Source organism: Mycobacterium sp. ITM-2016-00318, from assembly GCF_002968285.2.
Taxonomy (GTDB): domain Bacteria; phylum Actinomycetota; class Actinomycetes; order Mycobacteriales; family Mycobacteriaceae; genus Mycobacterium.
The window spans coordinates 2,493,805-2,505,323 of sequence record NZ_CP134400.1; the positions used below are offsets into that span (position 1 = coordinate 2,493,805).

Genomic DNA, 11,519 nt, shown 5'->3' on the forward strand with positions numbered 1-11,519 from the left:
CCGGCTTCGGAGCTCGGCAGGAGGTGGCATGCGGCGGGTAATCGGGTGGTCGATCCCGTTGATGCTCATTGCCTTTGGGCTTCTCTGGCCGCTGGTGTTCAAGGGCGGTGGCGAATCGCCACCGGTCGGTGACCCGGTGGTGTTCAGCAATTTCAAGGCTGACTTCCGCGTGAACGCCGACGGCAGCGTCGACGCGGTGGAAACCATCACCGCCGAATTCCCCTTCGACCGTCACGGCCTCTTCTGGCTGTGGCCCACCAGCAACCGCAACGACCCATATGTGCGACAGGTCCCCGAGATCACCTCGGTGATGCTCGACGGCGACCCGGCGCCGTATCGCATGCTGTGGACCGAGGGAAAGCGGTTTCGGGTGGCCAAGGTCGGCGACCCCGACAAGTATCTGAGCTTCGGTAGGCACGTATTCGAGATCCGTTACTCGATTCCCCATGCGCTCGAACCGGGTTCGATCGGGGCTGACTTGGCGTTCGCCGAGTCCACCGGCGACACCAAGCCCGCGCAGTCGGTGTTCTACTGGAATGTGATCGGCGGGTTGTGGAACAACCGCATCCAACAGGCCGAGGTCTCCGTGACGATGCCCGCCGATGTCACCGGTGCACAGTGTTCGGTCGGCAACGGCGTCGGTGAACCCTGCCGCGGCCTGGCCGTCGAGGGCAACACCGTCAAGCTGTCCGCGAGCTACCTGGGCCCGCACACGCCGGTGACCCTTCGGGCCGGTGTCGACGTGCCGACACCGCCGAGCGAGAAACTGTTGTGGCCCTACACCTGGGATCGCGTCCTCGGCCAGTCGGTGAGCGATATGGCCTGGATCCTGAGTCTGACTGTGGCGTTCGCGCTCGGCGGCTTCCTCTGGTATCGCACGACAGTCGAACCGTCACCGGGCTTTCCGCTGCAGTACGCACCGCCGGCGGGACTCGGTCCGGTACAGACCGAGTACATCCGGACGGAGGCCGTCCCCAAGAACGCCCTCACCGCGACACTCTTCTATCTCGCCGAGCGCAAGCTGATCTCGCTGCAGCAGATCAACGACGAACACTGGCGGATCCGCGGGCTGGCCGAGAAAATCGAATGGGAACGGCTGGACCCGGTCAGTCGCAAGGTGGGTCTTGCGCTACGGGTCTGCAGACCCGGCGACGAGTTCGAGGCCAAGAAGACCGTCAAATCCGGTGAGAAGCTCAACAAGGCCAAGACCGATATCGCCAAGGCCGTCCAGAAGTGGGCCTTCGACAGCGGTCTGATGGTCAAACACAGGAAAGAACTGTGGGTGCGCACGGCCAACGTGGTGGCGCTGCTGGCGACGGTGTGTTGCTTCCTCCTGTGGTTCGGCATCCCGATCACGGCGATCGGCCTGCCGTTCGCGGCCTTCTTCTTGTTCACCGCCCGGTCATGGACCGACGGCGTCGGAACGCGCCGCACCGCCGCAGGCCGCGAACTCTGGTCGCAGGCAGGCGGATTCCACCGGATGCTGGCCACCGACTCGGCCGAGTCACGGTTCGACTTCTCCGCACGCAAAGACCTCTACACCGCCTATGTGCCGTTCGCGATAGCGGCGGGCGCAGCGGCAATGTGGGCCAAGAAATACGAGACGACAGTGGGTTCGCCCGCGCCGCAGCCCGACTGGTACAACTCGTCGTCGTCGACATCGACGGCCTGGGGGTTCGCCGGCGGGTCCTCAGGAGGAGGGTTCGACAGCTTCGACTCGGCGCTGTCCTCGTCGATCGGCGCCTACACCGCTTCGCAGTCTGCGTCCTCGTCCGGCGGCGGCAGCAGTAGCGGTGGTGGTTCCAGCAGCGGCGGCGGTGGCGGTGGCGGAGGCGGAGGAGGTGGCGGATCGTGGTGAGGCTTCTCCTGATCATCGTGCTCGTGTTGGCGGTGCTGGTGCTCATCGGCTTTGTGCTGGGCTACAACAAGATTCGTAGTGCCGACGTCCGGGTCGACGAAGCGCTCTCGGGCATCGACGTCGAGTTGACGCGGCGCGCCTCCTTGATTCCGAGCCTGGTGCACACGGTGCAGACGTTCGCCGCCCATGAGAAGGGCATCCTCGACCACGTCACCGATGCCAAAGCCGCGCTCACCTCGGCGGCATCGGGACCATCCGTCGCGCAGCGCAGTGCCGCAGAACAAGAATTCGACTCCGCGCTTGCGCCGGTGCTGGCTCTCGGCCGGAGCTATCCGCAGTTGAACTCGTCGAGCAACTTCCTGAATCTGCAGGACAACCTCGCCGACACCGAGGGCAAGCTGGCCTTTGCGCGCCAGTACTACAACGACGCGACCGCCACGCTGAACCGGCTTCTCACCACCATTCCGTGGATGTTCGTCGCTCCGATTTCCGGTGTGGCCGAACGCGAGTACTACCAGACGCCGCGGTAGTGATGCGCATCGTCTTCGCGGGTACTCCCGAGCCTGCGCTGCCGTCACTGCGCCGGCTGGTCGACTCATCGACCCACGACGTCGTCGCGGTGCTCACCCGTCCGGATGCCGTTGCCGGTCGCCGGGGTACGCCGTCGCCCTCGCCCGTCGCGCGACTGGCGCTCGAGAGCGGCATCCCGGTCCTGCGGCCGGCCCGGCCCAACTCCGACGAGTTCGTCTCGGAGCTGGCGGAATTGGCGCCCGACGCGTGTGCGGTCGTGGCGTACGGCGCACTGCTCCGCGACGGCCTTCTCGCCGTGCCCACGCACGGCTGGATCAACCTCCACTTCTCTCTGCTGCCTGCGTGGCGGGGCGCGGCACCGGTCCAGGCGGCGATCGCGGCGGGCGATGCGGTAACCGGTGCGACCACGTTCCAGATCGAACTCGCACTGGACTCCGGGCCCGTGTACGGCGTGGTCACCGAGACGATCCGACCCACCGACACCGCCGCGGATCTGCTTGGCAGGCTGTCGGTCTCGGGTGCCGCGCTGCTGGAGACGACGCTGGACGGCATCGCGGACGGCCGGCTTTCGCCGGTACCACAGCCGGCCGAGGGCATCACCATCGCGCCGAAGGTCACCGTCGAGGACGCCCGGGTGCGCTGGGACCTGCCCGCCCACGTCGTCGAGCGCCGGATCCGCGCGGTCACCCCGAACCCGGGCGCCTGGACCGTTGTCGGCGACCTGCGGATCAAACTCGGGCCCGTCACTATCGACGCATCGGACCCGCTGCCGCCCGGCGCAATCCGGGTCGACCGCGGCGGCGTGCGGATCGGAACGGCCTCTGCGCCCGTACTGCTCGGCACCGTTCAACCGCCGGGCAAGAAACAGATGGATGCGGCGGCATGGGCGCGCGGGGCTCGCCTCGACGAATCGGCAACGGCCTCATGACGAAACCGCGAGGGCCGCGCCGTAAGCCACTCGACCCGGCACGTCGCGCGGCGTTTGACGTGCTGCGGGCGGTTTCGGATCGTGACGCCTACGCCAATCTCGTGTTGCCCGCACTGCTGCGCGAGCGGGGTATCACCGGCCGCGACGCCGCGTTCGCCACCGAACTGACCTACGGGACGTGCCGCACCCGCGGAGTTCTCGACGCAGTCATCGCCGAGGCCGCCGGACGCCCGACGGACCGCATCAGCCAGGTCCTGCTCGACCTGCTTCGGCTTGGCACCTACCAACTGCTGCGCACACACGTCGACGCCCACGCGGCGGTGTCCACCACCGTCGAGCAGGCGGGAATCGAATTCGATTCGGCGCGTGCCGGATTCGTCAACGGCGTGCTGCGCACCATCGCCAGGCGGGAACCGCAGTCCTGGATCGACGAGCTCGCACCACCGGCGGACTCCGACCCCGTCGGCCACATGGCGTTCGTGCACGCCCACCCGCGGTGGATCGCCCAGGCGTTCGCCGATGCGCTCGGCGCGCGGGCCGGAGAACTCGACGCGTTGTTGACCGCCGACGACGACCGTCCCCTCGTTCACCTCGCCGCCCGGCCCGGCGCGCTGACCGCAGAGGAACTCGCGTCGTCGGTCGACGGAACAGTCGGCCGCTACTCGCCTTATGCGGTGTATCTGGCCGGGGGAGACCCGGGAGCACTGGACGCGGTCCGCGACGGCGTCGCGCTCGTCCAGGACGAGGGCAGCCAACTGGTGGCAAGGGCGCTCACGCTCGCGCCCGTCGACGACGACGGCGGGCGATGGCTGGATCTGTGCGCGGGTCCGGGCGGCAAGACTGCGCTGCTGGCCGCGATCGGCGCGCAGTCGGGCGCCCGGGTTACCGCGATCGAGCCGAACTCGCGACGCGCCGATTTCGTGGAACACAACACCAGAGGCCTGCCCGTGGAGGTGCTGCGCGTCGACGGCCGCGAGCCCGGTATCGAGCAGGGCTTCGACCGTGTGCTCGTCGATGCCCCGTGCACCGGCCTCGGCGCGCTGCGTCGACGGCCGGAGGCGCGCTGGCGCAGGCAACCGGCAGACGTGCCCGCACTGATGCGGCTGCAGCGCGAACTGCTGGCCTCGGCGATCAGGCTGACCCGGCCGGGCGGTGTCGTGCTCTACGCCACCTGTTCACCGCACCTCTCCGAGACGATCGGTGTGGTGGCCGACGCGCTGCGCCGTCATCCGGTGACGGCGCTGGACACCCGGATGCTGTTCGACGGGGTCGAAGACCTCGGTGACGGGCCGTACGTGCAACTCTGGCCGCACCGGCACGGCACCGACGCGATGTTCGCGGCGGCTCTCGAAGTAGGGTGAGCCCATGTCGCGACCGCTCATAGCCCCGTCGATCCTGGCCGCCGACTTCTCCCGGCTGGCCGATGAGGTGGCGGCGGTGAAGGGCGCCGACTGGGTGCACGTCGACGTGATGGACAACCACTTCGTGCCGAACCTGACGCTCGGTCTGCCGGTGGTCGAGAGCCTGTTGCCGACGACCGACATCCCGATGGACTGCCATCTGATGATCGACAACCCGGACAGGTGGGCGCCGCCGTATGCCGAGGCGGGCGCCTACAACGTGACCTTCCATGCCGAGGCGACCGACAATCCGATCGGCGTCGCCCGCGACATCCGCGCGGCAGGCGCCAAGGCGGGCATCTCCGTCAAACCCGGCACTCCGCTCGAGCCGTACCTGGAGATCCTGCCCGAGTTCGACACCCTGCTGATCATGTCCGTCGAACCGGGCTTCGGCGGCCAGAAGTTCATTCCCGAGGTGCTGCCGAAGGTGGCGATCGCGCGCAGGCTGGTGGATGCGGGTGAGCTGACGATCCTCGTCGAGATCGACGGCGGCATCAACGCCGAGACCATCGAAGACGCCGCCGAGGCGGGCGTGGACTGCTTCGTCGCAGGATCGGCGGTGTACAGCGCCGAGGATCCGGCGACCGCCGTCGAGGCGCTCCGCAGGAAGGCCGCGACCGCGTCAAAACATCTGCGGCTATGACGTTCGACGCCGCGATGCGGCTGGCGGTCGAGCAGGCGGAGCTGGTCAAGGGCGGCACTTATCCGAATCCTCCTGTCGGCGCGGTGATCCTGGATCGAGACGGCGATATCGTCGGTGTCGGTGCGACCACGCCGACCGGTGGCCCGCACGCGGAGGTGGTGGCGCTGCGTCGGGCAGGCGCGCGTGCCGCGGGCGGTACGGCTGTGGTCACCCTCGAGCCGTGCAACCATCACGGCCGGACGCCGCCGTGCGTCGACGCCCTTGTCGCCGCGGGTATCACGACAGTCGTCTACGCCGTCAACGATCCTGCCGCCGAGGCGGCAGGGGGAGCGGTCAGGCTCTCCGGCTCCGGCGTGAACGTGATCGCCGGTGTGCTCGCCGACGAGGTCACGAGCGGACCGCTTCGCGAATGGCTGCACAAGCAGAAGACCGGAAGCCCGCACGTCACATGGAAATTCGCGACCAGCATAGATGGCCGCAGCGCCGCCGCCGACGGCAGCAGTCAGTGGATCACCAGCGAGTCCGCCCGCGCTGACGTGCACCGCCGCCGCGCGGCCTGTGACGCCATCGTCGTCGGGACGGGGACGGTGTTCATCGACGATCCGAAGCTGACAGCACGGCTGCCCGATGGCACCCTCGCCGAGCGGCAGCCGCTGCGCGTCGTGGTGGGTCAGCGCGAGATATCGCCCGACGCCAATGTTCTCAACGACGACACCCGCACGATGGTGATCCGCACGCGCGATCCGCACGAGGTGATCAAGGCGCTCTCCGATCGCACGGACGTGCTCATCGAGGGCGGTCCGACGTTGGCGGGCGCGTTTCTGCGGGCGGGCGTGATCGACAGGATCCTTGCCTACATCGCGCCGATTCTGTTGGGCGGTCCGATAACCGCGATCGACGACGTCGGAGTGCTGTCCATCGCGCATGCGCAGCGATGGCGGTTCGACGGGATCGAGCCCATCGGTCCGGACATCCTTCTCAGTCTGGTTCCCGAGTAGTCGGATCGTCGTCGATGTCGAGCGGACGGTGCTCGATCAGGTCCCGGATTCCGCCTGCGCCGAGGCGTTCCCGGAACGTCGCGACCGTGTAGCTGGTCAGCGTGACGTCGGTGCGCGCTCGCGCAGTCGCCGAACGGGGCATGTGAAACAGCGGGCCGAGCTCACCGAAGTAGTCGCCGGGATCTGCGACCCACAGCAGTTCCTCACCGCCCCCGGCCAGTTCGCGCACGATCTCGACTTCGCCATCGGAGACGACGTAGATGCAGTCGCCCATGGTGCCTTCCTCGAACAGCACTTCGCCCTTCTCCAGCTGGACGGTTGAGGGCGGTCGGTTGGTTTCCGCGAAGTCGGGCACGAGCTCGACCACCCGGTCGGCCAGCGGCAGGATGCGGCTGTCGTGGGTGGCGACGACGACCATCCGCTCGCCGGATGCGAGTTCTCGGATAAGCCGCAGCACCTCCTCGACCTGGATGAAGTCGAGGTGCGCGGTCGGCTCATCGGCCAGGATCAACGGCGGGTCCAACGCGATCGCCCTGGCGACCGCGACCCGCTGTTGCTGACCGCCACTGAGGTCGCTCGGCCGGTGGGTCGCCCTGTCCTCGAGCCCGACGCGCGCTAGCAGCTGTTCGGCCTTCTCGCGCGCCGCCTGCCGCGGCATACCCGCCGAGCGCAGTGGCACCATCACGTTCTCCAGCGCGCTCAGGCTGGGCACGAGGTTGAAGGCCTGGAAGACGATGCCGACGGTCTCGCGCCGGTACTTCGACAACCCCTTTGCGTCGAGCGACGTGACATCAACGTCGCCGAACTTGATCGCGCCCGCGGATGGCTTGAGGATCCCGCCCAGACACGACAGCAGAGTCGTCTTCCCACATCCACTCGGGCCCAACAGGATAACGAGTGAGCCCGCGGCAACGTCGAGGTTGAAGCCGTCCAGCGGACGGACGGCGTATCCGCCGCTGGAGTATTCGACCACCAGGTCCTGGATGCTCAGATCGCCCACGGCTCTAAGGACCTCCGAACGCCATCGCCGGATCGACGGACACCGCGCGACGCAGTCCGGTGCCGCTCGCGATCAAGCCGAAAACCACCGCGATCACCGGCAGGACGACGTAGGCGTAGCCGGGCACGATGACCTGCATGGGGAAGATGGGTCCGAGCAGTGCCGAGAGCACGACGCCGACCACGACGGCAGACAGCGCGACGACGATCGCCTGCAGCGCCAGTCCAGCCGCGATCGAACCCGTCGGGACGCCGATCGCCTTGTACACCGCGAAATCCCGCAGGCGTTCCAGCGCGGAAAGGTAGATCACCGAGCCCACGATGAGAGCGGCGACGATCCAGAGCAGAATCGCCACGATCGTGATCGAATTGACCGCTACCTTGAGCGGTCGGAGCAGGTCGGCGATCGCGCCTTCGCGGTCGATTGCCTTGTACCCTCGCGGTACCTGATCGAGCGTGCCCCTGATCCCGATGGACGCCACCAGCGGTTGCCCGCCGTACACGAGCTGTTGAGCGCCCTGGGTGGTGAGGAAGATGTTGGGCAGGTTGGCCAGTGCCGTGGAGTTCTCCACAATGCCGACGATGCGCAGTCGGCGCGAAGCGATCTGGATGTCCTCGCCCTCGTTCCGCTCCAGCGTGCTCGACACCGCGACCTCGTCCGGGTTCGTCGGAGGCCGCCCCTCCGAAACGGGGGGCATGCCGGGGCCCTTCTCCGGTGCACCGAACAGATCGGCGTTTCGGGTCGCGTCGCCCAGCGTCACCGTGCCGCCCGCGTAGACCAACGGGGCGGCGGCTTGCACACCGGGGGAGCCGGCGATCCGGCGGAGGTCGACCGGGGCGAAGGGCGTGGCGCCGACGAACGGGCCGGATGCGCCGTCTTTGACGAGGAACAGATCGGCACCGAGAGAGTCGACGGTGCGCTGCGCCTCTGCCCGGAAGCCGTTCGCCAGCCCGGTCAACACCAAAGTCATGCCGAAGATGATGGCGGTGGAGAGGATCGCGATGACGAAACGCCGCTTTCGCCATTGCATGTCGCGCAGCGCGGCGAGCAGCATGTACGCGACGCTACCGACGCCCGCGCGGTTGCGGGTCGGGTTCGCGTACGTCGTGTCGTGCGCGTTCAGCGGCCAGCGGCGAATGTTCCGACCAACGTTTTGCAGAATGCGGGCAGATCGTCGGGCTTTCGGCTGGACACCAGGGTGTTGGGTCCGCGCGAGCACACCACCACTTCCTCGTCGACCCAATTGGCGCCCGCGTTGAGCAGATCTATGCGCAGGCTCGGCCACGACGTGATCATCCGGCCGCGTACCACGTCGGCGTCGATCATGGTCCACGGGGCGTGGCAGATGGCCGCCACGGGTCGTCCGGTGTCGAAGAAACTGCGGGTGAAGTGCACCGCTGCCGCGTTCCCACGCAGGAAGTCGGGGTTCGCGACGCCACCGGGCAACACCAGCCCGTCGTACTCGGCCGCGGCGACGGAATTGGCCGCCTTGTCCGCCTCGAACGTGTCGGCGGGCGTCAGGTGGTTGAACGCCTGGATTTTGCCCACCTCGGTGGACACCAGTTCCGGTGTGCCGCCCGCTTTCTCGACGGCCTTCCAGGGCTCGGTCAACTCGACCTGCTCGACGCCTTCTGGGGCGACGAGGAAGGCGATGCGCTTACCGGCCAAAGTGGTGGTCATGTCTGCCTCTTTCCTTTTGTCGCGTGGTCGGCCGCATACCCACGCGATTGGGGAGGCAATCATGTGTCGATCAGTCGATCGACACCTCGCGACCCTCGATCGCATCGCGCACGCCTGCCGGGCCGAGGCGCTCGCGGAAGGCCTTTCCGGTGTAGCCGGTCACCGTGGCGTCGGTGCGGGCCCGCACGGTGGCCGAGCGGGGCAGCCCGAACAGCGTTCCGATCTCACCGAAGTAGTCACCCGCGGTCGCGACGCGAAGCAATTCCTCACCGCCGTCGGCCAATTGGCGGACGATCTCGAACTCGCCCGCGTCGACGACGTAGATGAGATCGCCCATCGAACCCTGCTCGAACAGCACCTCACCGGGTGACAGCCGGATGGCTTCCGGCGGCCGATCCGTTGTCGCCACGTGTGGTACCAGTTCGACCACCCGGTCGGCGAGCGGCAGCATCCGGGTGTCGTGAGTCGCCACCACGACGAGGCGGTCACCGGAGGCGAGTTCGCGGATCAGCCGCAGCACCTCTTCGACCTGAATGAAGTCCAGGTGCGCGGTCGGCTCGTCGGCCAGGATCAGCGGCGGGTCGAGCGCGATGGCGCGCGCGACGGCGACCCGCTGTTGCTGCCCGCCGCTGAGGTCGCCGGGGCGGTGCCGCATCCGGTCCTTCAGGCCGACCCGCTCCAGCAGTTCCTCGGCGCGCCTGCGTGACTCCTTGCTCTTCACCCCCGCCGCGTCCATCGGCACCATGACGTTCTCCAGCGCGGTCAGGCTGGCCAACAGGTTGAAGGCCTGGAACACGATGCCGACGGTCCGGCGCCGGTACAACGTCAGTGCGGGCGCAGCCAATCCGGTCACGTCCACATTCCCGAGAGCGATACGGCCCGACGTCGGGCGCAGGATGCCGCCCAGACACGACAGCAGGGTGGTTTTGCCACAACCGCTCGGACCAAGCAGCAGCGCCAGCGAGCCCGCTTTGACCTCGAGGTTGAGCCCGTCGATCGGCCGCACCGCGTAGCCACCGCTGTTGTACTCGACGACAAGATCGTCGATACGGAGATCGCCCATCACGGCCCCCCGAACGCGAGCGCGGGATCGATGGTCACCGCACGCCGCATTCCGGCGATGCTCGCGAGCAGCCCGATCAGCACCCCGACGACGGGCAACAACAGATATGCCGATGTCGGCACCACCACCCGCATCGGGAACAGCGGCCCGAGCACCAACGAGACAACTCCGCCCAGCACCGCGGCGACCACCGCGACGACGACGGCCTGCAGGCACAACCCGGCCAACACTGATCGTGTCGAGACACCAACTGCCTTGAGCACGGCGAAGTCTCGGGTGCGTTCGAGCGCGGAGAGGTAGATCACCGAGCCAACGATGAGCGCGGCGACGATCCACAGCAGAACCGCGATCATCGTGATCGCCGAGACCGCGGCCGTCATCGGTCGCAACAGGTCCGCCACCGCACCGGCCCGATCGATCGTTTTGAATCCCGTCGGCACCTGTTCGGGGGAGCCGTGGATGCCGATGGACGTCACGATCGGTTGCGCGCTGTAACCCAACTGCTGTGCGCCGTCGACGGTCAGAAAAATATTCGGTTGGCCGGCCAGGGCGGTGGAGTCGTCGACGATGCCGACGATTCGTAAAGCCCGCGAACCGATTTCGAGATCGTCGCCCACCCTGGCGCCGAGGATGCTCGACACCGCCGCTTCGTCAGAGTCCGACGGCGGGCGACCGCTCGCGACCGCCGGCATCCCCTGGCCGTCGGCGGGGGCGCCGAACACGTTGACGTTCCTCGTCGAGTCGCCGTCGGGCACGGTCGTCGCCGTGTAGACGAGCGGAACCGCGGCGGTGACGCCCGGAATCCGCGACGCCGTTGCAACTTCGGTCTGCGGGAACGGCGGTGAGCCGATGAACGGACCGGCGGGCCCGGACTTCACCAGGTAGGTGTCGAAGCCCAATGCATCGACGGTGTCGTCGGCCTCGACGCGAAAACCGTTGGAGAGTCCCGTGAGTACGAGCGTCATCGCGAACACCAGTCCGGTGCCCACGATCGCGATCACGAACCGCCGTCGTCGCCATTGCAGGTCGCGCAGCGTCACACGCAACATGTGGTGACGCTACGTCAGCGCCGAGACTTCTGGTGGGTCGTTTGCCGGATGAAGTCAAATGTGACGAAAACTACTGTGGAATACTGACTGTCGCAGGCCCGGTTATCTCCGGTCAGGACGGTAGAATCGATCGGGAACCGGCCATCAGGCCTGATACATCGCGCTTTCACCGCTGAGTGGCGCACCTGGTGAGCACGAACAAAGGAACGAGCGTGACTGCATTGCAGGACTGGCTCAACATTCGCCCCTTCGACCCGAGGGATCACGTCAAAGCGTTCATCTGCGCGTTGCGTGGCGATTCCGCGAACGACACCGCGGACGTCGTCGCCGAACCGGTGCTGATCCGGCCCGGCGTCGAACGCTGCTGAT

General features: G+C 67.5%; 12 protein-coding genes. 7 read left to right on the forward strand and 5 right to left on the reverse strand.

Going from position 1 to position 11,519, the window contains the following annotated elements; translation table 11 throughout:
• Positions 1-28: 28 nt before the first annotated feature.
• From C6A82_RS12200 to ribD, 6 genes are read left to right on the forward strand one after another with little or no spacing between them, the layout of a single operon-like run.
• Entirely contained in the window at positions 29-1,858 is a 1,830-nt protein-coding gene (locus C6A82_RS12200) for a DUF2207 domain-containing protein (RefSeq protein ID WP_311101804.1), read from the forward strand.
• Positions 1,852-2,388 (forward strand): LemA family protein, encoded by a 537-nt coding sequence (locus C6A82_RS12205; protein ID WP_105346953.1) that lies wholly within the window; start codon positions 1,852-1,854, stop codon positions 2,386-2,388. The genes C6A82_RS12200 and C6A82_RS12205 overlap by 7 nt, the downstream gene beginning before the upstream one ends.
• A gap of 2 nt (positions 2,389-2,390) precedes the next feature.
• Positions 2,391-3,317: a methionyl-tRNA formyltransferase gene (gene fmt / locus C6A82_RS12210; protein ID WP_105346954.1), complete on the forward strand. Its 927-nt coding sequence runs from the start codon at positions 2,391-2,393 to the stop codon at positions 3,315-3,317.
• Positions 3,314-4,678 (forward strand): rRNA small subunit methyltransferase B, encoded by a 1,365-nt coding sequence (locus tag C6A82_RS12215; protein WP_105346971.1) that lies wholly within the window; start codon positions 3,314-3,316, stop codon positions 4,676-4,678. Before fmt ends, C6A82_RS12215 begins: the two co-directional genes overlap by 4 nt.
• Positions 4,679-4,682: 4 nt before the next feature.
• Entirely contained in the window at positions 4,683-5,360 is a 678-nt protein-coding gene (gene rpe, locus C6A82_RS12220) for a ribulose-phosphate 3-epimerase (protein ID WP_105346955.1), read from the forward strand.
• Positions 5,357-6,358, forward strand: coding sequence for a bifunctional diaminohydroxyphosphoribosylaminopyrimidine deaminase/5-amino-6-(5-phosphoribosylamino)uracil reductase RibD (gene ribD, locus C6A82_RS12225; protein WP_105346956.1), 1,002 nt, complete (start codon positions 5,357-5,359; stop codon positions 6,356-6,358). The genes rpe and ribD overlap by 4 nt, the downstream gene beginning before the upstream one ends.
• On the opposite strand, the gene C6A82_RS12230 is transcribed toward ribD, so the two are convergent.
• From C6A82_RS12230 to C6A82_RS12250, 5 genes are all read right to left on the reverse strand, one after another.
• Entirely contained in the window at positions 6,339-7,358 is a 1,020-nt protein-coding gene (locus tag C6A82_RS12230; RefSeq protein ID WP_105346957.1) for an ATP-binding cassette domain-containing protein, read from the reverse strand. The two genes, ribD and C6A82_RS12230, sit on opposite strands and share 20 nt — an antisense overlap.
• A 4-nt stretch (positions 7,359-7,362) precedes the next feature.
• Complete coding sequence (locus tag C6A82_RS12235) at positions 7,363-8,412, reverse strand: ABC transporter permease (RefSeq protein WP_105346958.1); 1,050 nt, start codon at positions 8,410-8,412, stop codon at positions 7,363-7,365.
• Positions 8,413-8,477: 65 nt separating this feature from the next.
• Positions 8,478-9,038 (reverse strand): type 1 glutamine amidotransferase domain-containing protein, encoded by a 561-nt coding sequence (locus C6A82_RS12240; RefSeq protein WP_199193866.1) that lies wholly within the window; start codon positions 9,036-9,038, stop codon positions 8,478-8,480.
• A 70-nt stretch (positions 9,039-9,108) separates the two neighbouring features.
• Entirely contained in the window at positions 9,109-10,101 is a 993-nt protein-coding gene (locus C6A82_RS12245) for an ATP-binding cassette domain-containing protein (protein ID WP_105346959.1), read from the reverse strand.
• Complete coding sequence (locus C6A82_RS12250) at positions 10,101-11,150, reverse strand: ABC transporter permease (RefSeq protein WP_105346960.1); 1,050 nt, start codon at positions 11,148-11,150, stop codon at positions 10,101-10,103. Before C6A82_RS12250 ends, C6A82_RS12245 begins: the two co-directional genes overlap by 1 nt.
• Positions 11,151-11,362: 212 nt before the next feature.
• Between C6A82_RS12250 and C6A82_RS12255 the strand changes: the two genes are divergently transcribed.
• Complete coding sequence (locus C6A82_RS12255) at positions 11,363-11,518, forward strand: hypothetical protein (protein ID WP_199193867.1); 156 nt, start codon at positions 11,363-11,365, stop codon at positions 11,516-11,518.
• The last annotated feature ends 1 nt before the right edge of the window (position 11,519 follow it).